This is a genomic window from Lacisediminihabitans sp. H27-G8, from assembly GCF_046156175.1.
In the GTDB taxonomy this organism is placed as follows: Bacteria; Actinomycetota; Actinomycetes; order Actinomycetales; family Microbacteriaceae; genus Lacisediminihabitans.
This window is the reverse complement of record NZ_JAYLVL010000001.1, coordinates 508,411-531,261: the sequence shown is the minus strand read 5'-3', so window position 1 is coordinate 531,261 and position 22,851 is coordinate 508,411. Positions and strand designations below refer to the sequence as shown.

Here is a 22,851-nt window from a genome sequence, read left to right as displayed (position 1 = left end):
GTGACGGGAGATGATGGATCCGTGAGTGAAACGGTGAATCCGATCGACGGCACCCGGATCGCGTTCGATGTGCGCGGCGACGGCGCGCCCGTGCTTCTGGTGCACGGTTCGGCGCTCTCGCGGTCGATCTGGCGCGGATTCGGCTACGTGGCCGCGCTGCAGGATCGCTATCGGGTGATCGCTATCGACCTTCGCGGGCACGGCCGGAGCGGCAAGCCCCACGAGACCGAGGCGTACCGGATGCCGCTCGTTCTCGCAGACATCCTGGCGGTGCTCGACGCGGTCGAGGCCCCCGCGGCTCACCTCTTCGGCTACTCCTTCGGGGCGCGCGCGGGATTCTCTCTCGCCGACAGTCATCCGGAGCGACTGCTCTCGCTCGTCTCCGCCGGCGGCACCTACCGGGCACCCGGGGGCAGCGTCTCCGAGCTCTTCTTCCCCGGCTATGACGGGGCGCTCGGGGCGGGCGGCATGCGCGGCTTCCTCGACGGATGGGCGGCGCACGCCGGCGAACCGATCGATCCACAGACCTCCGCGGCCTTTCTCGCCAACGACCCGCTGGCTCTTCGCGCGTATTTCCGCCGGGTCGAGGTCGAGCCGGGCATCCCGGATGCCCGGCTCGCCGAACTCGCGGTGCCGACCCTGCTCCTCGCCGGCACTCGCGATCACGAGCGCTACCTCGATTCCGAGCGCGCGGCTACCCTGATGCCGCACGCGACTTTCCGGCCGCTACCGGGGCGGACGCACGGAAACACCCTCAGGCCGGCGGCGGAGGTGCTCGACGCCGTGATCCCGTTCCTCGCCTCGCTCGACAGATGAGGAGCTACGGCAGCGTGCCGATCACCACTGTCGAATAGAGCTCTTCAGAGTGCACGATCGATGCAACGAGGCCCCGGGCCTCGAACACCGCCGCACTGAGCTCGGCCTGCTCGTCGCTCGATTCCACGAACAGGTGGCCGCCCCGGGCGAGCCACTGGGGTGCGGCTTCCGCGACGCGGCGTTGAACATCCAGTCCGTCGATCCCGCCGTCGAGGGCGAGCCGGGCCTCGTGGAGTCGGGCCTCCGGGGGCATGAGGGCCACCGCATCCGTCGGCACGTAGGGAGTGTTCGCTACGAGGATGTCGACACGCCCCCTCAGCTCGCGCGGCACAGGGTCGAACAGATCGCCCTCGAAAACGCGCGACGCGGGGATGTTGAGACGGGCGCTCTGGACCGCCGCCGGGTCGATATCGGCGGCGTACAGGTCGATCCCCGGGAGCCGGGACGCGATCGCGGCCCCGATCGCGCCCGCTCCGCAACACAGATCGAGCACCACGGCATCCGGGGCGGCAAGGGCAACCGCCTGCTGCACCAGGAACGCGGTGCGCTGGCGCGGCACGAAGACTCCCGGGCCGACGGCGATGCGCAGGCCGCAGAACTCCACCCAGCCGAGGATGTGCTCGAGGGGGATCCCCGAGACCCGCTTGTCAACCAGCTGTCTCAGCTCGACGGGGGAGGATGCCGCTCCGATGAGCAGTGCCGCCTCGTCTTCCGCGAAGACGCACCCCGCGGCGCGCAACTGCGCGATCACCTCGTCGACCGTCATTGCCGCCTCACTCACCGAAGATGGCGCAGGTACTGTTCCGGCGCACCGAGGAAAGCCTGCCAGTTGAGCACCAGGGGCAGGTCTTCCCAGGAGCTGGCGTTCAGCCCCCAGTCGCCGACCTCGTAGATCGTCGCGCCCGGGAGCGAAGCGAGAAGCGGCGAATGGGTCGACATGATCACCTGGGACTTTCCGGTGTCGAGGAGACGATCGAGGATGCCGATGAGTGCAAGGCAGCCAGAGAACGACAGCGCCGATTCCGGCTCGTCGAGAAGCCAGAGCCCGGCGCCCCTGAAGCGGTCCTCCACGAGATCGAGGAAGGATTCGCCGTGCGACCTCTCATGGAAGCGGATGTCCTCCCGGAACGGACTCGGATTCTCCTCGAGGTAGGTGAAGAAGCCGTGCATCGTCTCCGCGCGGAGGAAGTATCCGCGCTTGCTGGCTCCGGCATTGCGCACGACCTGGAGGTGGTCCCACAGTTCTGACTCGGATGCCCGGGTGCTGTGTTGCGCGCCGACGGATCCGCCCTCGGGGGAGAGTCCGTAGGCTAGCCCGATCGCTTCGACCAGAGTCGACTTGCCCGATCCGTTTTCGCCGACGAAGACAGTGGCCGGTCCGAGGTCGAGGCCATGATCGAGCAGGTGGGCCACCGGTGCGAGTGTGGCCGGCCAGGCATCCCTCGCCAGGGCGTTGAGAGGGTGTTCCTCGATCCGGCGGATCGGGAAGCGGTCGAACCCTGTGTCGACGGGCACGGGTCAGGAGTTTCCGCCAACTCGCACCAGCATCTTGCCGGTGTTCTCCCCGCGCATCAGTCCCAGCCAGGCGTCGAAGGCGTGCTCTACGCCGTCGATCACCGTCTCGTCGAAGACGAACTCACCAGAGACGACCAGCGGGGTCATCTCGCGGAAGAATTCGGGGGCGTAGTGCTGGTAGCTCGGGATGGTGAAGCCTGTGAGGGTGAGCCCCTTGGAGATGAGCATGGCGAGATTGCGCGGACCAGGCTCGGGCCGCTCGGAGTTGTAGGAGCTGATCGCTCCGCAGATTGCCGCGCGGCCGCCGTCGTTGAACGCGAAGATGGCCGCCTCGAGATGATCGCCACCCACATTGTCGAAGTAGACGTCGATGCCGTCGGGAGCGGCCTCGTGCAGCATCCGCGACACCTTGCCGCTCTTGTAGTTGAAGGCGGCATCGAAGCCGTAACGGTCTTTGAGAAGCGCCACCTTCTCGTCGGTGCCCGCGCTGCCGATCACCCGACCGGCCCCCCGCAGGCGCGCGATCTGGCCCACGGCGGAGCCGACCGCACCGGCCGCGCCCGAGACGAAGACCGTGTCTCCTGGCTTCATCCCGGCGATCACCAGCAGCCCGACCCACGCCGTCATCCCGGTGAGGCCGAGAGCACTCAGGTAGACGGATGACGCGACGCCCGGCACCTCGTCGCGAGCCGTGAACCGGCTCGCGTCGCCCTGGGCGACATCACGCCAGCCCTGGAAGTGCTGCACGAGCTGGCCGACCGGGAGATCGGGGGAGCGGGATTCGATCACGCGGCCTACCGCGTCGGCATCCATCGCCCGGTCGAGCTGGTAGGGCGGAACATAGCTCTTGACGTCGTTCATGCGACCGCGCATGTAGGGGTCGACCGAGACGAACTCGTTCTGCACGCGCACCTCGTTCTCGGCGAGAGGGGGCAGTTCCACGGTGACGAATCGCACATCCTCCGGGGTGGGGGTGCCGGTGGGTCGTTTGGCCAGGTGCCACTGGCGGCTGGACGCAAGGGGGGTCATGTGTGTCTCCATCGACGGCCGGGGATCGGCGCCGGCGCCTCCAGCGTAGCGAACGGCGCTAGGGTATCCATACCGAACAGTCGGTTTGTCTATCTTCCCCCGTCAGGAGCCCTCGTGAATCGCTTCACCGGCCGCACGGCCCTCATCACCGGAGCGAGCCGTGGCATCGGACTCGCGATCGCCCAGCGACTCGTCGACGAGGGTGCCCGGGTGCTCATCACCGCGCGCCGTGAAGAGGCCCTTCGCGAGGCGGCGGCGCACCTCGGCGCATCCGCGCTCTGGGTGGCAGGCAAGGCCGACGATCCCGCCCACCGCGCCGAGGTCTTCGACCTGATCGGTCGGGAGTTCGGGGGTCTCGACCACTTCGTGAGCAATGCCGGAGTGAACCCGAGCTTCGGACCGACCCTGGATACCGAGCATTCGGCCATGACGAAGATCCTCGAGATCAACGTGATGGCCGCGCTCGACTGGTCGCGGGATGCCGTGACGGCCGGTATCGGAGCCCGCAACGGTTCTATCGTGAATATCGCGTCGATCGCGGGGATCTCGGCGGCTCCCGGCATCGGGTTCTACGGGGTCTCCAAGGCCGCCCTCATCTCCTTGACGACCCAACTCGCCTTCGAGCTGGCGCCGCACATCCGGGTGAACGCGGTGGCACCCGCGGTGATCAAGACCAGGTTCGCCGAAGCGCTCTACGACGGACGTGAGGCCGAGGTCGCCTCGATCTACCCTCTCGCCCGCCTCGGTGTGCCCGAGGACGTCTCCGGAGTCGTCGCCTTCCTGCTCTCGAGCGACGCGGCCTGGATCACCGGCCAGACCATCGTTATCGACGGGGGCGGGTCCATCCGTCCGGTGACCTGATGGCGACGACCGCCGGCGTCAAGGATGCGGTGCGAACCGCTGCGGTCGACCTGTTCGCGAAGAACGGCTTCGCGAACACCTCGGTGCAGCAGATCGTGGACGCGGCCGGTGTCACCAAGGGCGCGATGTATCACTATTTCCGCTCCAAGGACGAGCTGCTGTTCGGTATCTACGAGCATCTGCTCACCCTTCAGGGCGAGCACCTCGCGGCGATCGTCGCGACCGGGGACTCGACGGTGCAGAAGCTCCGTGCCGCCTGCATCGACGTGATCGAGACCTCTATCGAATTCCTCGACGAGGGCACAGTGTTCTTCCGTTCGGCGCACATGTTGCCGGCTGAGAAGCAACTGGAAGTGAAACACCGTCGGCGTGAGTACAACGACCAGTTCGTGTCGCTGGTGGAGGCCGGACAGCGCGAGGGTGTGTACCGCACCGATATCCCCCGGGCCGTGCTGGTGGCCAATTTCTTCAGCGACCTGCACTACCTGCCGCAGTGGTATTCCGCGGATGGCCCGGAGGACGGCAGTCTCATCGCGGCCCAGCTCACCGACCTGTTCCTCGCCGGGATCGGCATCCTGAACAACAGCACTGTCAACACCCTGACGAAGGAGTAACCATGCCCCGACTGACCAACACCGTTGCCATCATCACCGGTGGCGCTCGCGGAATGGGAGCCGCCCATGCCCGTGCCTTCTCGCGAGAGGGCGCCCGCGTGGTGATCGCGGACGTGCTCGATGACGAGGGTCGGGCCCTGGCCGCGGAGCTCGGCGACGACGTGCGCTACGAGCACCTCGATGTGACGTCGGAGAGTGAATGGGAGGCGGTCGTCGCATCCACCGTCGAGGCATTCGGCACTGTCGACGTGCTCGTGAACAACGCCGGTATCGGCAACATGGCCGCCATCGACAAGTACACGCTGGAGATGTGGAATGCCGTGCTTGCGGTGAATCTCACCGGCACGTTCCTCGGGGTGAAGGCGGTGGTTCCGGTGATGAAGGCCGCGAAACACGGATCCATCATCAACATCTCCTCGGTCGAGGGGCTGCGCGGAAGCGCCGGCCTGCACGGTTACGTCGCGTCGAAATTCGCGGTGCGGGGTCTCACGAAGTCGGTGGCCGTGGAACTCGGACGCCACAACGTGCGGGTCAACTCCGTGCATCCGGGATTCATCGTGACCCCGATGACCGAGCAGCTCGACTTCGCGAGCCAGCAGGTTCCGCTCGGGCGTCCGGCCCAGCCCGAGGAGGTCTCCTCGCTGGTCGTCTTCCTCGCCAGCGAGGAGTCGGCCTACTCGACGGGTGCGGAGTTCGTGGTCGACGGCGGGATGACCTCTGCGATCCCGCACTCCTGAGTTGTCGGCTGTCGATGGTCGTCACGGCTCCGTGCGTGGGGCCGGAGTCGTGACGAGACCATCGTGTCCGACTGAACCTCTCGGCGCTGGGGCGGGGGTCAGGCGAGAACGCGCTCCGACAGGCGCCCGTCCACCATCTGCACCACCGCGTGCATCCGCGGCAGGTGCACGAGATCGTGGGTCACCAGCAGGGTAGAGGTGTTGAGGTCATCCGTGAGGCGCAGGATCAGCTCGATGATGCTCGCCCCGCGTTCTTGGTCGAGAGCGCTCGTGGGTTCGTCGACGAGGAGCACGCTCGGGTCGTTCATCAGCGCCCGCGCGATGTTGACGCGCTGGCGCTGTCCGCCGGAGAGCTGGTGCGGCCGTTTGTGAACCTGGTCCCCGAGGCCGACGGAGTCGAGAAGTTCGCCCGCACGCTGAGTTGCCCGGGCGAGCGCCTTTCGGCTTCGCCGGGCGCCAAGCTCGTTCATCACCTGGAGCTGCTCGAGAGCCGTCAGTGAGGGGATCAGGTTCGACTGCTGAAAGACGATTCCGACCGCATCCCGGCGCAGGTCGCTGGCGGCGGCTGCGTCGAGTCGCGTCGCATCGATGTCATCGATGAGCAGCCGCCCGGAGTCTGCAGCGATCAGCGTCGCGGCGACGGCCAGCAGGCTGGACTTGCCCGATCCGCTCGGCCCGGTGATGCCGGTGACCGTTCCGGGGTGGGCGGTCAATGAGACATGATCGACGGCGGTGACGCGAGTGTCTCCGTCTTCGAAGGTGAGGGTGATGTTGTCGAGGCGGATCATCGGTTGCTCCCGAGGGCGGTAAGGGGGTTGGCGGAGGTGACGGAACGCAGGGCGAAGGCAGCGCCTGCGAGGCCGAGGGCGATCATGATGGCCCCCGGCAGGAGTGTGGTGAGCGGACTAAGCATGAACGGCAGGGCGCCGCCGGCGAGAGTGCCGAGCAGTGCGACGACAGCGATCCCGAGCCCGATTCCGATGACCAGCACGATGAGTGCTTGGCCGAGGGCATCGCGAACGAGCGAACGGGTGCTGGCTCCCAGTGCCTTGAGCAACGCGATGTCGCCCTTGCGTTGCATCGTCCAGACGGTGAAGAACGCGCCGATCACGAGAGCCGAGATGCCGAAGAGCAAGGCAACCATCATCAGCAACGATCCGACCTCCGACTTGAAGGCACTGATGGCGGCGAGGGATCCGAGTGTCGTCTGGGCGTCCGTTCCGGTGCGGTCGGAGGCCGTCCCCCAGTCGGGTGCTCCCGACACGGCGAGCACCGTGGCGAAGGCATCGGGGCTACCGGTGGCCTTCGAATAGGCCTGCCAGTCGTTCAGGGTCATCTTGACCGCCGGTGTGTGGCTGTACCACCAGTCACCCGCAATCGACTGGACCCGGTAGGAGGTGCCGGCGATAGTGACCGAGTCCCCGGTGGAGACACCGAGGTCTGTCGCGGCGGAGGTGGAGAGGCTCAGCGATCCGTCGGCCGTGGGGGAAGCGCTGTCGAACCCGGGACGCACTCCGAACAGGGCGATCGCCGCGCGCGCATCGCCGTGTTCGGCTCGCGTCTGGGTGATGCCGATCGGCTCGGCCGAAGTCACGCCGCTCGTTGATCTCCAGGTGCCTGCCTGGGCGGCGCTGATCGTGGAGTCGGAGAAGCTCGCGCCGGTGCTTCCCGCGGCTGGTGCGGAGAACACGATGCGATCGGCGGGGATGGAGAGGACGCCGGAGATATTCTGCGCGGCTAGGCCTCCGGTCAGCCCGCTGAGGAAGCCGACGAGGATGGTGATGAGAGTGACGACCGAGCCGATGAGAATGAACCGGCCGCGGGCGAAGCGAAGGTCGCGAAGGGCGACGAACATGGGCTTTCCTTTCGTGTCACCGTTGTGGCGACAGGAACAACTCTTCCGTCGGGCGTTATTCGGGGCATCCGTCGCCGGCACACTGTTCCGCGCCGAAAAGATGGAGTGCTCGGTCGTACTTTCGAACGATGGATGCCGCGGGCACGGCGCGTACTGTTGTTTGTCATGGCCCACACCACGCTCACCCCCGTCTTCGTGGGTCTGCGCACGGGTTTGCACCTGCTTTTCGTGGGCCTCACAGTGCTCGTCATCGGACGCGCCATCCTGGTTCCGACACCGCTGAGCGTTGCGCTCGTAGTCACATCGTGTGTTCTTCTGGCGACCTATGCCACCGGCGGCATCTTCGCCCGCGCGTCACGCCAGCGCGGTCGCATCCCGGGCTTGATCTGGCTCGCACTGGTGACCGCAGAATGGGTGGTGCTGCTCTGGCTGAACTCCGCCGCGGCCTACCTGGTGTTCCCGCTGTTCTTTCTGTACCTTCACCTGCTCGGACGTCGGATCGGCACCGTCATGGTCATCGCCTCGACGGGCGTGGCGATTTTCGTTCTCGGAGCCGAGGGCGGATGGAGCGTCGGCGGCGTGATCGGCCCCGTCGTCGGTGCTGCTGTCGCGGTGATGATCGGGCTCGGCTACCAGGCCCTCGCCCGGGAGGCGGAAGAGCGCGAACACCTGATGGCGGAGCTCATCGCCACACGGGATCAGCTCGTCGCCACCGAACACGAATCGGGGGTGCTGGCCGAACGTGCACGACTGGCGCGCGAAATCCACGACACCGTCGCGCAGGGGCTCTCGAGCATCCAGATGCTGCTCCATGCCGCCGAACGAGCCGACACCGAGCGGCCGGGCCTCGAGCACATCCGCCTCGCTCGCGAGACCGCTGCGTCCAGCCTGGCTGATACGCGGCGATTCATCCGCGAACTCACCCCACCCGACCTCGACGAGGTCGGGCTCGGAGGCACACTCCGTCGCCTGGCCGAGACACAGTGGGGCCCCCAGGGTCTCCTGGTGAACGTGAGGATCTCCGACTCGCTCAGCCTGCCGATGCAGCTCCAGACCGCCCTGCTGCGAATCGCGCAGGGTGCCATGGCCAATGTGATCCAGCACGCTGGAGCCAGTACCGCCACCATCACCCTGGAGGTCGACTCCGGAGCCCTCAGTTTCACCATCGCCGATGATGGCCGGGGATTCGAGCCGGCCGGTCCGTCGGCGAACCGAACCGCAGGCAAGACGGATTCATTCGGACTGCAGGCCACGCAGGAGCGCGTCGACCAGCTCGGCGGCACTCTCACGGTCGACTCCGCTCCCGGAAAGGGAACAGTCGTGGCCGTGAACCTGGCTGTGCAGGGCAGCGCATGATCCGACTGGTCATCGCCGATGATCACCCCATCGTGCGCGCTGGACTCAGGGCCCTATTTGGTTCCGAGGCCAATTTCGACGTCGTCGCGGAAGCGGCCACGCCCGATGAGGCCGTCGCCGCAGCCGAGAGAGAGAATCCCGACGTTGTGCTCATGGATCTGCAGTTCGGCGCACGGGAGGCTTCGACCGGGGCCGATGCGACCAGAAGAATCCGCGCCCTCCCGGCTCCGCCCTATGTGCTCGTGCTGACGAACTACGACTCGGATGCCGACATCCTCGGGGCGGTCGAGGCTGGAGCCAGCGGCTACCTTCTCAAAGACGCACCGCCCCACGAACTCGTGGCGGCTGTACTCGCCGCCGCCGCGGGCGAGAGCGCCCTCGCACCCGTGATCGCATCGCGGCTGCTCAGCCGGATGCGCGCGCCACAGGTGAGTCTCAGCGCCCGGGAGATGCAAGTGCTCGAGTCCGTGGCCGCGGGACGCTCCAACACCGAAGTCGCGAGCGAGCTTTTCGTGACGGAGACCACAGTCAAGTCCCACCTCGCGCACATCTTCTCCAAGCTCGATGTGACCTCTCGCACCGCTGCGGTATCCGCGGCGCGCCAACAGGGCATCCTTCGCTAGTTCCCAACCGAGGATCGCTGACGCGGACTTCCCCCGTGTCATGTGTTCGCGGCGAGACCCTCGAAGCTCCCGGCGTGGGCCCGGAGAGCTCGAGTCCGGGCGACCTCGAGTCCGGGCGACCTCGAGTCCGGGCGACCTCGAGGCCGTCCCGGCTGGAGGCGGATTTCTTAGGGGTTTCTGAAATCGGCAAGGCTACGGTTGCGCGGGTGCGCGGTCGCCGGTGCCATCCGGGGACGAATCCATGGCCGCTCACGCGAGGGATGAGCTCATCGTTCGTGGCGATGAGACGAGTGGGGGAGGCGATTCTGAGCAGCATTGCCGAGAGGCTTGCGCGGAAGTCCAGCGGTCTGCCTGGACCGGTGAAACAGGTGCGATTGCATCTCGTCTACCTGAATGTGAGGACCAGCATCCTGGTGTCTCTGCTCCTTGGAGTGGTTCTCGGGGTGTTCGCGATCCTCATCGGTTTGGTGGCGTGGGTCATCCTCACCCGCACGGGGTCCCTCGACCAGATCGCCAGCGTCATCGCCGGGGAAGGAGCCAACGGAATCAACGTGAAGACGTTGTTCAGCTTCAGCCACGTGTTCGCACTGTCAGCTGTACTCGGGCTGGTGAATGTCGTCGTCACCACGGTCTTCGGCACGGTCAGCGCAGTGCTCTATAACCTCGTTGTGCGGCTGACAGGCGGCTTGTTTGTCGGCTTCACCACCAACTAGACACCGCGGACCGATCTCGGCCCACAGGTCAGGGAGTTGCCGAAGGATCGGACAGGCCCAGCCGAGGAAAGAGCAGTCGATATCCTTCCTGGAGACCTCCGTTGAGAGCACCGAGAACATGTCCGCCGTTCGGCACCTCGAAGTAAGTGGTCTTCCAGCCCGATGCTTTGGCCGCGGCTTCCGCCCGGCGAGCCTGGGTCACATAATTGCCATCGTTGGAGCCGACGGTGAAGATTCCGACGGTGTCGGTGTAGTGGTGGCTGGCAAGAATCGTGCCGGGCCACACCGCTTGATAGGCGGCCTTGTTGCCGGCGAATTCTTCCTTGAGCGTTTGACTGGGTCTGTCGGATCCGGGGTATTCCTCACCGGAAATGTCGAGCACGTTGCCCCAGATTTCCGCATGTTTGGACCCGAGCGAGAGGGCGCATTCACCGCCGTTGGAATACCCGGCGATCGTCCAGTGCGCGGCATCGGGGAGAACATGAAGGTTTGCACGAGCCCATGCCACCGCGTCTTCGACGAGGAATGTCTCTGATTTGCCGTGCTTGACCGTATCCAAGCAGAGAGGATCGATGGCCGGATCGCCGAGTTGATCCACGACGAGCACAATCGGTGCGAGCCCGTTGTGTCGAGCAGCGAAGGCATCGAGGATCGGCTTTTGGAAAGAGGGGTCCGGGTTTCCGGGCTGCCCCATCAGCATGACGACGAGAGGCAGTAGCGGCGGGTTCTTCGCCAAGGCAGCCGGGGGCAGGTAGAGACCGGCAGGCCGGGAATGGAATCCGGAGAGGGTGTTCGGGATGGTGACCGAACCGATGGTCCCCTCAGCAGGCTGGCCGTGCGGTGCCACCCAATTCGCCCACAGCGCCCCTCCGGCGAGAGGAGTTCGACTCGGGGTCGGGGTTGCATGGGGGAGCGCGATGGGCTTCTGGGTGGAGATCCCGGCCAGGTCTGCAACAGTGCGATCCAGTCCGAAGTCCGCGTTGATCCCTACGGTTCCCGCCAGAAGAAAGACAACAATGGCAACGGCGGCGATGACCTTTCGCGGCCACGCCGATTTCCAGAGATTGACGACCGCAAGACAGATTGCCGAGAACGTCACATAGACCCAGACGGTCGTGGTGACGCTGAGGTCGACACCAAAAGCATTTGTCGCCCTCACCCACCACAGCACGCCGAAAGCGGCACAGGATCCGACAAGCAGAGCACCCAGGCCGGTGACGATCCATCGCCGCGACGGGAGACGCCACGCAAGGAAAAGTAAGGCACCGACGGCCAGGGTGTAGACAACTCCGACGAACGGGCCATCGAGGATATTCATCCTCAGGAATGCATCCACTGGCGTCCTCACATCGGGGTTCTGATCGCACGCGATTCTAAGGGAACCCGGGTGTGTGCCGACCGCAAAGGCGGACAGTCAGGTCACGGTCGTCGACGCGATCGAAAGTCTCGTCGGCGACGATTCGACACTCCTCGTCGATCTGCTCGCCTACCGCGCCGCAGACGTGCGAGCACTGCTGCCGGGGATGGGATCGGTCGGAAGCGCGGTGATCATCTCCACCAGGGCCGTCTCCGTCGATCCGGATGGCCGCCACATCAACGGGGATGATCCGCCCCGGTTCCCCACCCCGATGAACGAGGGCATGCCGACCGTGCCGCCGGCGGCCGACGACGTCGATCCCCTCAGCTGCGAAGGGTACGTGCCATCGAAGGTCGCCGCCGAGCGGGTCGCACTGGACAGCGGACCGGCGAGTTGCGAGGAACACCGCTGTCCGCCTCGCCAAAGCCGACGATCTCGACAGCGACGGAATCCCACCGGAAGACATCAGCGTCCGCGGGCGGGTGCTGCGCCGTGATGCAGAACAATCCTGGCTACGCGAGCCTCCCGATCGGTGGTCCATCAGGATCGGGGTTGGCGAGAGTGACACCACACTCAGCGGCTAGGTCACGGCCGACATGGAACGGGAGCCTGACAACGGCCGGAACAGTGACGCGCTCTGCGAACCGCTCACCCGTGCTCACAAGTTACTCACCGCCCGCCACGAAGGAACTCCCTCACGGCACCGGCAAGGGATTCTTTGAGACGTGCCGCAGTAGGCGCCATTCCTCGCCTGTGAAGGGGCAACTGCCTAGGGTTGGGGCATGGCTCTTCATCTAGAGGAAATCGTCGTCGACTGCCGTGATCGAGTGGCACTCGCTCGGTGGTGGCAAGCCGCCACCGGCTGGCAGGTCGTGGGCGAAGACAGCGACGCGACAGAGCTGGCTGCGGCCCCGGGCCACACGCCCAGCATCTTGTTCGTCGAGGTAGCCGAGCCCAAGCGGGGTAAGAACCGGCTCCATCTCGACTGGGTGCCGGGCGACCAACAGGAGGAGGTCGAGCGTCTCGTCAGCCTCGGCGCCAGCCGCGTCGACATCGGTCAGGGAAGCACGTCCTGGGTGGTTCTGGCCGACCCGGAGGGAAACGAGTTCTGCGTCCTGGCCGCACGCTAGAAATCCCGGTCGCGAGTACTTCGCACGTGCGGGCCGAATCGACCACGGTTTGCTTGTGATCGTGGACCAGGACGGTGATTGCTCAGCGCCGGACCATTCTGCAGGCAGTGGAATGCGTGCTCTGAGCGACGTTCGACGGGCGGATCCGCTTCCTACTCTCTGCCGTCCTCGAGCGGGATGAGCATGGTGCGGAACGGACCCGCACCGGCGTGGAGGTCCCACATGCGATCGGCGACGTCGTCGATGCCATTGGCAAGCTGAAGCTGGGGGATGCCTCCCGGGATCACGAGTTGCGCGACACGGATGCCTTCCCCCTCGAGTGCGTCGTGGAGCATCTCACCGTAGGCACTCTCGGCCGGGAACGCGACCGATGTGCCTGCGAAGCCGGCGCGTGCCTTCACCGAAGTGCCGCCGTTGACCAGGAGGATGCTGCCTCCTCCGGCCTGACGCATCGATGGTAGGACCGTCCGCACCGCGTGAATGAGCCCGAGAGCCGAGAACTGCAAGGCTTCTAGAGCCAGCTCCGGAGTCATCTCGAGCACCGGCTTCAGGTAGTCACGCGACGGGAGCGGGCTGTACTGCACAGTAGCGATGGGTCCCAGCTCTGCCGCTGCACGTGCAAGGGCATCCTCGAGCGAGGCCGGCAGCAGCACGTCCGCGGCGTAGCCACGCGCGGTCAGGCCGTCGGCCGTGAGCTCCGCGGCCATGGCGTCGAGCTTCGACTGGTTCCTCGAGATCAGGGCTATCGAGAAGCCTTCGCGGCCGAATCTTCGCGCTACTGCCGCTCCGAGTCCCGGTCCAGCTCCGATGATGGCGATGACAGGCACGATACGTTCCTCCGATTGATGGTGGTGATTCGACCCTAGCCGTCAGGCCGGGCTACAGCTTGTCCGATCCGTGTAGCCCGAAGGAAAACCCTTGCCGTGACGGCCTCGAGACCGGACCACGCCGGCTTCAGCACCGGTGAGATTCGATTTCGCGAAGGGAGCTCGGTGACCTTCTGCCACCCTTCCAGCATCGCTGTTACGGCCGCGATCCCCGGGGCCGGTGCCCCAGTCCGAACCGGCTCCCCGAGCGCTTGGCCGCGCCTCCTAGAGCCGGGCGTTGTAGACGTCGAGCCCGAACCGGTTGAGGCCGGGCGTTGCCGCGTAACCGAGGTACGGCAGAGCGAACGTGTCCTCGATGCTCGCGAGCAGGCTGTAGTGGTTGTAGGGAGTTGTCGACCAGGTGCCTCCGCGCACGAACGGCGACAACACGAGCGCTCCTACCCGTCCACCACCCAGACCAGCGATGCCCGGAAGGGGCGAATTGGGCCCCGGTCCCTCCCCGCAGCAGGCCGTCGAGTCGGACTGAGGGCTGTCCGACTCGTCGAAGGTGATCACGAGGACGCCGTCCTTCGTGAACGCCGGCGACGACGTGATCCGCGGAACCCACGTCTTGAGCCAGGCATCCGCACTCGCCAGGCCGCCGGGCTGTCCGTCGACACACGGCGAGTCATGGCCGTCGTGGCAGAGGTTCGGCGTGATCATCGACAGGTTGGCGGTTGTCGCCGTCGAGGCGAGATCCGTTGTCAGTCGACTCAGATCGACGTCGTTGCGCGCACAGTCGGGGCTCCCCGTGATCGACGCGAAGTAGACGAAAGGGTTGTGCCGTGCGGCGTACTGGTCACCAACCCTGGCCTTCTGGGTGTCATCCACGGCTCCGACGGCGGGGTGCCGGCAGGCCGATCCCATGTCTTCCATGTAGCCCTTCCAGCTGCGGCCGGACGCGGAGAGCTGCCCAGCGACAGTCGGCACCGACGCTGGGTAGAGGCAGCCGTTGCCCACCGCCTGGCCAGGGCTCACGGTGCCCGATCCGATGAACGGCGAGTAAGTCTGACAATCGGCCTGGGTCTGCGCATTCGGACCCTGCCCGGAGATCTCGGCGATGTAGTTGGGAAGCGAATTGTGCGCGACCCCGAAGTACTGCGACAGCAGCACTCCCTTGTTGCGGAGTGTGGTGGACAGATACGGTGCGGCGGAGCCCGGCCCCCAGGTCGTGTCGTAGCCCTTGTTTTCCAGGTTGATGACGAAGAGGTGCTGAGCGCCTGGCAGGTACGCCGACCTCACCACGGCCTTCGTCGCCGCCCCCGCCTCGGCGGGTGCCGCGATCTGACCGAAGCCGGCTGCCGCGGTCATCAGCAGCGCCGCCGCGACGATTCCGACCGTCCAGCGCACCCATCGGGCTCGTCGCGGAGTGCGGGGAGAAGTGTGGAGTTGCTGGGTCATGGAAGTGTCCATCCGTTGGCGAGCGCCTTCGATTTCAATCCGGCCCACTCCTCGGCTGGGGGCGGTCCGACCAGAGCGCAGGCCGGTCCGGCCACAAAGGGCGGCACCACGTACTGGGGAGCGAGCAGATTGGCCGGCTTGGTGAAGTCGAGTACCTCGGCAATGTTCCTGGCGGCCTTGTCACGTGGCGTGAGGGACGGCAGGCCCCAGCGCCATTCGATGGCCCGCAGGATGGAGGTGTGGTCGTAGGTGTCGTGCGCGATGTAGCCGCGCCGGGCTCGCGGGGAGATCACGACGGACGGGACCCGGAAGCCCCGAAGTCCGTTGTCCGGCACGGCGTCGGGCGCGGAGGTGGGCGCAACATGGTCGTAGAAGCCGCCCCACTCGTCGTAGTTGATCACGAGCATGGTGCGACCCCAGGCCGGGCTCGAGGTGACGGCGGCGTAGACCTCGGCGAGGAAGCTCTCGCCGGAGCGCACGTCGGCATGCGGGTGGTCGTCGCCGGAAGTGCCGGAGGCCTCGTCGGTGAAGCGCGGGTCGACGAAGGACACGGCCGGGAGGTTGCCCGTGCCGCAATCGGCGAGGAAGTCTGAATACGGATGCGAGATGCCCAGATATTTGGCGCCCCACAGGGCGAGGAACGGGACGTCGCCGAAGTAGTACTTGCCCGAAACGCCGGCGTCGGAAAGCCGATCCCAGATCGTGGTGAGCGAACTGGTCGCCGTCGAGTTGTGAATTCGATCCGTCGCCGCCGAGTGCTGGTAGAACCGGTTGGGGTAGGTCTCTGCCATGGTCGCGGCGAAGTAGCGATCGCACACGGTCCAGCCGGGAGCGGCCTGGCGCCAGAAGTCGAGATCAGCGGAGGTGTAGTAGCCGACCGCGAAGTCATCGTTCTCCCCGGCTCGCAGCCAGCCGTCGCACTTGCCGGAGTTGTACTCGATTCGTCCGCCCTTGTAGGAGTGGTCCGGATCCGGATGCGCGCAGCCCTGGTAGTCCGTCAACCGGTGTGTGGCGTGTCCACGACCGTACCGGTCGACGAAACTCATCCCCGACTGCCTCCCGTCGGCCCCGGGCAGCCATCCGAGAAAGTGATCGAATGACCGATTCTCCATCATCACCACGATGATGTGGTCTATGCCGGAGGCGGCCCCGGCCGGGAGCGCCGCGACCGTGGTCGCGGCGCGGACACTCGCCTCGCCGAGCGTCCCGGCGGCCGTGGCGCCCGCAGCGGCAGCGGTAACGAAGGTGCGGCGGCTGATATCCATTCGGCAACCGTAAGCCTCGAACGGATAACGATTGCAGGCGAGCGGTTGCATCTTCACGCGATGTTCATGACGAGCAATCGTTCGCTTCGGGCCTCAGGTCAGGCCTCGTCGAAGCTCTGCGGGAACGCGTCGCAAAGGTCTTGACGCGCCTCGGCCTCGTCGCAGTTGGTCTGTTCGGTCGCGTGCAGCCGACCGCAGCTGGAAGTGCTTTCCTCCGCGATTTAGGCTGCTGCGCCGATCCGAAGCAGGTCTGTCCTGACCGGGCGCCGGCCAACCGCTTCGCGCGTTCGGGTTCGACCGCCTCATCTCCCGCATGGCAAAAACGGCGAGATGCGAAGTGCCGACGACACGTCGACGAACCGGCCGGTGGGGGGAGTAGCGAATCGTTTGCGGCAGCCATGGCGTCGGGCGGGACGCCGTCCCGAAGAACGTGCTCCGTCAATCGAATCGCCTGCGGGAGCTGCACAGGTGGCGCCTTCTCGGGTCGACTCGTGAGAGCCGCCCAGCCGCGACGCCTCAGGCCGCGACGCCTCAGGCCGCGCCGCCTCAGGCCGCGACGCCTCAGGCCGCGCCGCCTCAGGCCGCGACGACGGCCGGACGGGGGTCGAGGTGGATTCCCGCGATCATGCAACGCACCGAACCTCCCGCGAGTTCGATGGTCGGGATGTCGAGGGGCAGCAGCGTGCACGATCGCTCGATGATCGCGAGCTGGTCGGGTCGCAGCGTGTCGGCGGCGCGCTGCGACAGCGCGAGGATGCGGCCTGCCGGAGCATGCAGTTCGATCGCGTTGCCGGCGAAGTCGCAGACCTGGTCGAAGTCGAGATCGATGATGGTTCGTCCATGGGCGGTGAGCCGGTCGACCACCTGGGCGCGACGCGCGGGGGACTGGATGAGGTCGAGACCCACGAGAGCGAAGTCCGTGGCGATCCCCATCATCACGTTGGTGTGATATATCGGCACACCGGTCGGGTCGACCGCATCGAACACCATCGGCTCGTATCCGAAGTTCGTGCAAAACCTCTCGAGGGCGATCGGATCGGCGCGATGCGAGCGGGCGACGTAGGCGATGCGCGACACATGGTCGAGCACGATGGCGCCGGTGCCCTCGAGGAATACGTCGTCGAGTTCGAGACCGGAATAGTCGATGACATCCTGTACCCGGTAGGCGTTCTTCAGCATGTCGATCACATCCCACCGGCGCTCGCAGCGACGGTTGACCGCGTACATCGGATAGATGGCGACGTGGCCGCCCGGGTGGGTGGACATCCAATTGTTGGGGAACACGCTGTCGGGACGCTTCGCGCTCTCGTCGTCGAAGAGATGCACCCGGATGCCGGCGGTCTCGAGAGCCGAAGCCGCGCGCGTGACCTCGTCGTAGGCGGCAGCAGCGAGGCGAGCCGACTCGGTCTCGGCTCCGATCACCTGGAACACGTTGTCGTCGGCGGTGAGGGGGTTGGGGCGAAAATGGTGCGGCCGCACCAGCACGACCGCCGATGGCGCCTGGATCGACACCGGCCTCAGCCGCCGACGGGGGAGAGCGCGCCGATCATGCCGAAGAGATCCTTCGGGTTCTCCGGAGACGCGACGAGGTCGATCTCGTCGAAGAAATCGGTGTTCGCCACCGAGTCGCGCAGGTAGCGAAGGGCGGAGAAGTCCTCGATCGCGAAGCCGACCGAGTCGAAGAGCGTGATCTGCTCGGCCGAGGTGCGCCCGGGAGCGCTGCCGACGATGACCTTCCACAGTTCCGTGACGGGGAAGTCGGGTGCCATCTGCTGGATCTCGCCCTCGACGCGGGTCTGGGGCGGGTATTCGACGAAGACGGATGCCCGGTCGAGGATCGCGGCCTCGAGTTCGGTCTTGCCGGGGCAGTCGCCGCCGATCGCGTTGATGTGGACGCCCGGTGCGACGAGGTCGCTTGTCAGCACTGTCGCGAGGGCCTTGTCCGCGGTGCAGGTGGTGATGACGTCGGCTCCGGCCACGGCATCCGCGGCGCTCGTGGCGACGGTGATGTCGAATCCGAGGGGGGCGAGGTTGCGCACGAACTTCTCCAGCGCTTCGGGATCGGTGTCCCACACGCGCAGCCGGTCGATTCCGAGCGCGGCCCGGAATCCGAGAGCCTGGAACTCGGCCTGGCTGCCCGCGCCGATCATCGCCATGGTGGTGGAATCCGGTCGGGCGAGTTCTTTCGCGACCATCGCGGAGGTCGCGGCGGTGCGCAGCGCGGTGAGAAGGGTCATCTCGGCGAGCAGTGTCGGATAGCCGTTGTGCACGTCGGCCAGTACCCCGAACGCGGTGACGGTCTGGAATCCCCGCGCCGGGTTGGAGGGGTGGCCGTTGACGTACTTGAAGGCGTAGGTCTCGAGGTCGCTGGTCGGCATCAGCTCGATCACGCCGAGGGGGGTGTGGCTGGCGACCCGAGCCGTCTTGTCGAAGCTCTCCCAGCGACGGAAGTCGTCGCGCAGGTAACCGATCATGCCGCCGATGATGGCCTCGGGTCCGGTCGTGGTGGCCCAACGCACCATGTTGCGAACATCCACAAAACGCGTCACGGGCGTCTCCACTTCACTAGACGGCAAGCCTAGTTTCCGACGATATGCACAGAGAATAGACAGAAAGTGGATCTTTTGGCGTACGAATGAGCAATCTGACAGACCGCGTAGTACATTGCGTTCATGCCGGCTTTGGATGACCTCGACCGCAACCTGCTCTCCGCCCTGCGCGAAGACGGCAGGGCATCCGTCGCGTTCCTCGCGCGCACCCTCGGGGTCGCCCGGGCCACGATCAGCAGCCGGCTCGAGCGTCTCGTGTCATCCGGAACGGTCGTGGGATTCACGGTGCGGGTGCGCGATGAGCTCGATCCGCTCACCATCCACGCGATCGCCTTCATCGAGGTCGAGGGGCGCACCACCGACCATGTGATCCGTCAGCTGCGCGGGATGCCCGAGATCAGTGCGCTCCACACGACGAACGGTGGCTGGGACCTCGTGGCCGAACTGCGCACCGAGACTCTCACCGACTTCGATCGCACCCTGGGACAGATCCGCGCGATCGAGGGCGTGGTCAACAGCGAGACCAGCCTGCTGCTCAGCTCTGTCCTGCGATAGCGGGTCTCTCTCGCGGTAGCGCCGGGGGTCAGCGGCGCAATTCCGCCTTGCCGAGGGACGCGAGGTGCACTTCGTCCGGTCCGTCGGCCAGCCGGAGCGCGCGAGCCCCCGCGTACATCTCGGCGATCGGGTCGTCGGCCGTGAGCCCGCCGCCGCCGTGCAACTGGATGGCGCGGTCGAGGATCCGCTGCACCGCCCGCGGCACGGCGATCTTGATCGCCTGGATCTCGGTCATCGCCCCGGCATTGCCGACGGTGTCCATGAGCCAGGCGGTCTTCAGCACCAGCAGCCGCAGCGATTCGATGGAGATGCGGCTCTCGGCCAGCCATTCGCGCACCACCCCTTGCTCGGCAAGCGGTCTCCCGAAGGCGACGCGACCCTTCGCTCGCTCGCGCATGAGATCCATGGTGCGTTCCGCCATGCCGAGCAGCCTCATGCAGTGATGGATGCGCCCGGGCCCGAGCCGCGCCTGGGCGATCGCGAATCCGTCGCCCTCCCCGGCGATGAGGTTGCTCGCGGGCACCCTCACCCCATCGAAGAGCACTTCGGCGTGTCCGCCGTGGTCCCGGTCGTCATACCCGAAGACGGTGAGCGGCCGAACGATAGTGACCCCCGGTGTGTCGCGCGGCACCAGGATCATGCTCTGCTGGCGGTGGCGCGGGGCATCCGAATCCGATGCCGCGGTGCGTCCCATCACGATGAAGATCTCGGCCTCGGGGTTCATCGCCCCGGTGGACCACCACTTGCGCCCGTCGATCACGTAGTCGGGCCCATCGCGACGGATGCTCGTTGCGATGTTCGTCGCATCCGAAGAGGCGACTTCCGGCTCCGTCATGCAGAACGACGAGCGGATGCGACCCTCCAGCAGCGGCGCCAGCCAGCGTTCCTTCTGCGCCGGGGTACCGAACTCCGCGAGCAGCTCCATGTTCCCGGTGTCCGGCGCGGCGCAATTGAGGGCGACGGGGGCCAGCTTCGGACTGCGCCCGGTGAGCTCCGCGACGGCCGCATACTGCAGGTTCGTCAGGCCTTCGGCGGGAAGGAAGAGGTTCCACAGCCCGCGCGAGCGGGCCTCCGCCTGCAGCTCCCGCACGATCGGACGCAGGCTCCAGTCATCCGGGGTCTCGGCGACCTGGGCCTCGAGCACGGCCTCTGCGGGATAGACGCGCTCGGTGAGGAACGCGGTCATCCGCTCGACGAGGTCGACTGTCGTGGCGTCTGGGGCGAAGTCCATCAGGGGGTCCTTTCGGCCAGGGAGCGGAGCCCGGCCCTGGCGAGTGGGGTGACGAGGCCGCCGATGGTGTCGAAGCCGGGGCCGACCGTCTCGCCGGCCTGGAAACGCAGGTGGATGCCCTCCAGGATGATCGCGAGCTTGTAGGCGGCGAAAGCCAGGTACCAGGAGAGCTCGGGCACCGCGGTTCCCCGGGCTGCGGCATAGGCGTCGAGCAGTTCGGCGAAGCTCGGGTATCCCGCCGCCGGATCGACCGCGCTCGCAGCGACGGCCGCCGCCTGCTCGCTGATGCTGCTGATGTCCCAGTAGAGACCGAGCAGTCCGAGGTCGGTGAACGAATCCCCGATGGTCGCCATCTCCCAGTCGAGGATCGCGGCGATGCGAGGCCGACCACCGGAGTCCACCTGCACGATCGCATTGTCGAGGCGGAAGTCCCCGTGCACGAGCGAGGAGCCGACCGTGGACGGCACCCTTTCTCGCAGGGAGGCCTGCAACGCATCGAGCTCCGGCAGCTCGCGGCTGCGGGACTTGTCATACTGCTGTCCCCAGCGGCGCACCTGGCGTTCGAGGTAGCCGGACGCCCGGCCGAAGTCCTCGAGCCCGACACTCGCGGGGTCGATCGAGTGCAACTCGGCAAGGGTGGCGACGAGGTCGAGGCTCAGCGTTCGCAGTTGCGTCGGGCTGAAGGGGACGTTCGCGGCGGGCGACGAGAGCACCTGGCCGTCGACGAAGCCCATGAGGTAGAAAGGGGTGCCCACTCCGGCGGTGCCATCGGTGTCATCCCGGTACAGCACGGCCTGAGGCACGGGCACCGTGCTTCCGCCCAGCGCAGAGATCACCCGGAATTCCCGGGCCATGTCGTGAGCGCTCGCCAACACGTGCCCGAGCGGTGGCCGCCGAAGCACCAGGGGCGTCGTCCCACCGAGCACCCGGTAGGTGAGGTTGCTGCGTCCGCCCGTGATCAGCGTCGCGTCGAGCTCCGAATCCGCGACGAGTTCCGGATGCTCCGCCCGCAGCCATTCCTCGAGCACTGACGTAGCGAGCCCGCGCGGTTCGCGGCTCATGCCGTCATCACCAGTTGGGTCTCGATGGCCTCACGAACGAGCCGCGGGATGGGCACCGGTCGCTGGCCGACGGGGTCGACGAAGACGTGCACGAACTGCCCGGTCGCCACGAGCACCCCGGAGCTCTCGGCGTGCAGGCCGAGCTCCCAGGTGACACTGGTGGTGCCGAGGCGCCCGGCGCGAAGGCCGACCACGAGTCCCTCCGGGAACGACACCGAGGCGAGGTAGGTGCAGGAGGAGGAGACCACCACCGCCATCGCGTCATCCGCATCCGTGCGGAGCCCGGCGATCCCGATCAGCCAGCTCGTGATGGTGGTGTCCATCGCGGCGTAGTGGGTCGTGTTGTTCAGGTGACCGTAGACGTCATTGTCGTTCCAGCGCGTGCCGAAGACACAGCTGTAGCCGAAGCCGTCCGGTCCGGGAGTCTCCGTCATCTGGTCGTCAGGAACAGGGCGACGAGCAGCGCGATGTACACGAGCACGAAGATCGCGGGCGTCACGAACTTCGGCACGAGCAGCCAACGGCGGGAGGCGATGATCCGCTGCGCAACGGCGGAGGGGGCGACGATCGAGTCGAGATCGTCGATGATCGCGGCGGCCTCACCCGCGACCGAGATCTGGGCGAGAGCGCCGAGGATGCCCGAGGCGAGCAGGATGCCGGCGGCGCCGAGCCGCACGCTGGCCGGCGCCGTCGTCAGGCCGACGTCGAGCAGGCCGATCGTGACGATGAGGAGGAATGTCGGGGCGAACTGCGACACGATGAGGTGCAGTCGCGCCTTCGTCCAGAGCTCGATGAGGGACTTCTCGGTCAGGGCCTTTTCCTCGGTCATGAGGGCTCCTCTGCTGGGGGTGCGGAATCCGGCTCGGCGGCGAAAAGCACGATGGTGTCCGCAACGAGTGCGGGCTTCGATTCGCCGTCGATCTCTACAGTCATCTTCACACCCACCCGCACTCCGAGCCCCACCGCCTCGGCGCTGGTGATCGATCCGTGTGCCCGCAGCCGCGATCCGCTCTGCACCGGCTGGAGAAACCGCACCCGGTCGAGCCCGTAGTTGATGGCCATCGCCACGTGATCCACCTCGAGCAGCTGCGCGGTGAACGGGGCGAGAAGGGACAGGCTGAGGTATCCGTGGGCGATCGTGCCCCCGAAGGGGCCGGCGGCAGCGCGTTGCGGATCGACATGGATCCACTGCTCATCGCCCGTCGCGGCCGCGAAGCCGTCGATGCGCTGCTGGTCGATCTCGAGCCACGCCGTGGTGCCGAGCTCGGCTCCCACGGCAGTCAGGAGAGCGGCAGGGTTCGCGAAAGTAGTCATCGG

Annotated in this window: 26 protein-coding genes; 10 read left to right on the top strand and 16 right to left on the bottom strand. The window is 66.6% G+C overall.

Going from position 1 to position 22,851, the window contains the following annotated elements:
- The first annotated feature begins 21 nt into the window (after positions 1–21).
- On the top strand, positions 22–816 hold the full coding sequence (locus VLI63_RS02495; RefSeq protein WP_409155341.1) for an alpha/beta fold hydrolase: 795 nt from the start codon (positions 22–24) through the stop codon (positions 814–816).
- A gap of 4 nt (positions 817–820) precedes the next feature.
- Here the strand turns inward: VLI63_RS02495 and VLI63_RS02490 are convergent, their stop codons facing one another.
- From VLI63_RS02490 to VLI63_RS02480, 3 genes are read right to left on the bottom strand one after another with little or no spacing between them, the layout of a single operon-like run.
- Positions 821–1,582 (bottom strand): putative protein N(5)-glutamine methyltransferase, encoded by a 762-nt coding sequence (locus VLI63_RS02490; RefSeq protein WP_409155340.1) that lies wholly within the window; start codon positions 1,580–1,582, stop codon positions 821–823.
- An 11-nt stretch (positions 1,583–1,593) separates the two neighbouring features.
- Positions 1,594–2,331: an AAA family ATPase gene (locus VLI63_RS02485; protein WP_409155339.1), complete on the bottom strand. Its 738-nt coding sequence runs from the start codon at positions 2,329–2,331 to the stop codon at positions 1,594–1,596.
- Between the two features lie 3 nt (positions 2,332–2,334).
- The gene (locus VLI63_RS02480; RefSeq protein ID WP_409155338.1) at positions 2,335–3,360 is read right to left on the bottom strand and encodes an NADP-dependent oxidoreductase; all 1,026 of its coding nucleotides are present in this window, start codon (positions 3,358–3,360) and stop codon (positions 2,335–2,337) included.
- 114 nt (positions 3,361–3,474) lie between these two features.
- Between VLI63_RS02480 and VLI63_RS02475 the strand changes: the two genes are divergently transcribed.
- Genes VLI63_RS02475 through VLI63_RS02465 form a run of 3 tightly spaced genes read left to right on the top strand, consistent with a single transcriptional unit; the run spans position 3,475 to position 5,572 of the window.
- Positions 3,475–4,221, top strand: a complete 747-nt coding sequence (locus VLI63_RS02475; RefSeq protein ID WP_409155337.1) for an SDR family oxidoreductase — start codon at positions 3,475–3,477, stop codon at positions 4,219–4,221.
- Complete coding sequence (locus VLI63_RS02470; protein ID WP_409155336.1) at positions 4,221–4,835, top strand: TetR/AcrR family transcriptional regulator; 615 nt, start codon at positions 4,221–4,223, stop codon at positions 4,833–4,835. The genes VLI63_RS02475 and VLI63_RS02470 overlap by 1 nt, the downstream gene beginning before the upstream one ends.
- Before the next feature lie 2 nt (positions 4,836–4,837).
- On the top strand, positions 4,838–5,572 hold the full coding sequence (locus VLI63_RS02465) for a glucose 1-dehydrogenase (protein ID WP_409155335.1): 735 nt from the start codon (positions 4,838–4,840) through the stop codon (positions 5,570–5,572).
- Positions 5,573–5,670: 98 nt separating this feature from the next.
- On the opposite strand, the gene VLI63_RS02460 is transcribed toward VLI63_RS02465, so the two are convergent.
- Both VLI63_RS02460 and VLI63_RS02455 read right to left on the bottom strand, forming a co-directional pair.
- Positions 5,671–6,360 (bottom strand): ABC transporter ATP-binding protein, encoded by a 690-nt coding sequence (locus tag VLI63_RS02460; RefSeq protein WP_409155334.1) that lies wholly within the window; start codon positions 6,358–6,360, stop codon positions 5,671–5,673.
- Positions 6,357–7,427, bottom strand: coding sequence for an ABC transporter permease (locus VLI63_RS02455; protein WP_409155333.1), 1,071 nt, complete (start codon positions 7,425–7,427; stop codon positions 6,357–6,359). The genes VLI63_RS02460 and VLI63_RS02455 overlap by 4 nt, the downstream gene beginning before the upstream one ends.
- 165 nt (positions 7,428–7,592) lie before the next feature.
- Here VLI63_RS02455 and VLI63_RS02450 point away from each other — a divergent pair, with 165 nt between their 5' ends.
- From VLI63_RS02450 to VLI63_RS02440, 3 genes are all read left to right on the top strand, one after another.
- Complete coding sequence (locus VLI63_RS02450; protein ID WP_409155332.1) at positions 7,593–8,783, top strand: sensor histidine kinase; 1,191 nt, start codon at positions 7,593–7,595, stop codon at positions 8,781–8,783.
- A complete protein-coding gene (locus tag VLI63_RS02445; protein ID WP_409155331.1) occupies positions 8,780–9,406 on the top strand; it encodes a response regulator in 627 nt (208 codons plus the stop codon). Before VLI63_RS02450 ends, VLI63_RS02445 begins: the two co-directional genes overlap by 4 nt.
- A 359-nt stretch (positions 9,407–9,765) precedes the next feature.
- Positions 9,766–10,119, top strand: coding sequence for a DUF3566 domain-containing protein (locus VLI63_RS02440; protein WP_409155330.1), 354 nt, complete (start codon positions 9,766–9,768; stop codon positions 10,117–10,119).
- A gap of 28 nt (positions 10,120–10,147) precedes the next feature.
- On the opposite strand, the gene VLI63_RS02435 is transcribed toward VLI63_RS02440, so the two are convergent.
- Positions 10,148–11,437 (bottom strand): alpha/beta hydrolase, encoded by a 1,290-nt coding sequence (locus VLI63_RS02435; protein WP_409155329.1) that lies wholly within the window; start codon positions 11,435–11,437, stop codon positions 10,148–10,150.
- 73 nt (positions 11,438–11,510) lie between these two features.
- Between VLI63_RS02435 and VLI63_RS02430 the strand changes: the two genes are divergently transcribed.
- Positions 11,511–11,972, top strand: a complete 462-nt coding sequence (locus VLI63_RS02430; protein ID WP_409155328.1) for a hypothetical protein — start codon at positions 11,511–11,513, stop codon at positions 11,970–11,972.
- 286 nt (positions 11,973–12,258) lie between these two features.
- Positions 12,259–12,606: a VOC family protein gene (locus VLI63_RS02425; protein ID WP_409155327.1), complete on the top strand. Its 348-nt coding sequence runs from the start codon at positions 12,259–12,261 to the stop codon at positions 12,604–12,606.
- Positions 12,607–12,758: 152 nt separating this feature from the next.
- Here VLI63_RS02425 and VLI63_RS02420 read toward each other — a convergent pair whose 3' ends face one another.
- The 5 genes from VLI63_RS02420 to VLI63_RS02400 all read right to left on the bottom strand — a co-directional run bounded on the left by VLI63_RS02420 (position 12,759) and on the right by VLI63_RS02400 (position 18,687).
- Positions 12,759–13,433 (bottom strand): SDR family NAD(P)-dependent oxidoreductase, encoded by a 675-nt coding sequence (locus VLI63_RS02420; protein ID WP_409155326.1) that lies wholly within the window; start codon positions 13,431–13,433, stop codon positions 12,759–12,761.
- A 264-nt stretch (positions 13,434–13,697) separates the two neighbouring features.
- Entirely contained in the window at positions 13,698–14,873 is a 1,176-nt protein-coding gene (locus VLI63_RS02415) for an alkaline phosphatase family protein (RefSeq protein WP_409155325.1), read from the bottom strand.
- On the bottom strand, positions 14,870–16,138 hold the full coding sequence (locus VLI63_RS02410; protein ID WP_409155324.1) for an alkaline phosphatase family protein: 1,269 nt from the start codon (positions 16,136–16,138) through the stop codon (positions 14,870–14,872). Before VLI63_RS02410 ends, VLI63_RS02415 begins: the two co-directional genes overlap by 4 nt.
- A gap of 576 nt (positions 16,139–16,714) precedes the next feature.
- On the bottom strand, positions 16,715–17,650 hold the full coding sequence (ctlX, locus tag VLI63_RS02405) for a citrulline utilization hydrolase CtlX (protein WP_409155323.1): 936 nt from the start codon (positions 17,648–17,650) through the stop codon (positions 16,715–16,717).
- A 5-nt stretch (positions 17,651–17,655) separates the two neighbouring features.
- The gene (locus tag VLI63_RS02400; RefSeq protein WP_409155322.1) at positions 17,656–18,687 is read right to left on the bottom strand and encodes an ornithine cyclodeaminase; all 1,032 of its coding nucleotides are present in this window, start codon (positions 18,685–18,687) and stop codon (positions 17,656–17,658) included.
- A 123-nt stretch (positions 18,688–18,810) separates the two neighbouring features.
- On the opposite strand from VLI63_RS02400, the gene VLI63_RS02395 reads away from it, so the two are divergent.
- A complete protein-coding gene (locus tag VLI63_RS02395) occupies positions 18,811–19,242 on the top strand; it encodes an Lrp/AsnC family transcriptional regulator (protein WP_354575941.1) in 432 nt (143 codons plus the stop codon).
- A 28-nt stretch (positions 19,243–19,270) separates the two neighbouring features.
- Here VLI63_RS02395 and VLI63_RS02390 read toward each other — a convergent pair whose 3' ends face one another.
- The 5 genes from VLI63_RS02390 to VLI63_RS02370 are packed head-to-tail and all read right to left on the bottom strand — an operon-like array spanning position 19,271 to position 22,848.
- Entirely contained in the window at positions 19,271–20,473 is a 1,203-nt protein-coding gene (locus tag VLI63_RS02390; protein WP_409155321.1) for an acyl-CoA dehydrogenase family protein, read from the bottom strand.
- Entirely contained in the window at positions 20,473–21,534 is a 1,062-nt protein-coding gene (locus tag VLI63_RS02385) for a phosphotransferase family protein (protein ID WP_409155320.1), read from the bottom strand. Before VLI63_RS02385 ends, VLI63_RS02390 begins: the two co-directional genes overlap by 1 nt.
- On the bottom strand, positions 21,531–21,968 hold the full coding sequence (locus VLI63_RS02380) for an acyl-CoA thioesterase (RefSeq protein ID WP_409155319.1): 438 nt from the start codon (positions 21,966–21,968) through the stop codon (positions 21,531–21,533). The genes VLI63_RS02385 and VLI63_RS02380 overlap by 4 nt, the downstream gene beginning before the upstream one ends.
- Positions 21,965–22,363 (bottom strand): hypothetical protein, encoded by a 399-nt coding sequence (locus VLI63_RS02375; RefSeq protein WP_409155318.1) that lies wholly within the window; start codon positions 22,361–22,363, stop codon positions 21,965–21,967. The genes VLI63_RS02380 and VLI63_RS02375 overlap by 4 nt, the downstream gene beginning before the upstream one ends.
- Positions 22,360–22,848, bottom strand: coding sequence for a MaoC family dehydratase (locus VLI63_RS02370; protein ID WP_354575936.1), 489 nt, complete (start codon positions 22,846–22,848; stop codon positions 22,360–22,362). The genes VLI63_RS02375 and VLI63_RS02370 overlap by 4 nt, the downstream gene beginning before the upstream one ends.
- Positions 22,849–22,851 lie beyond the last annotated feature (3 nt).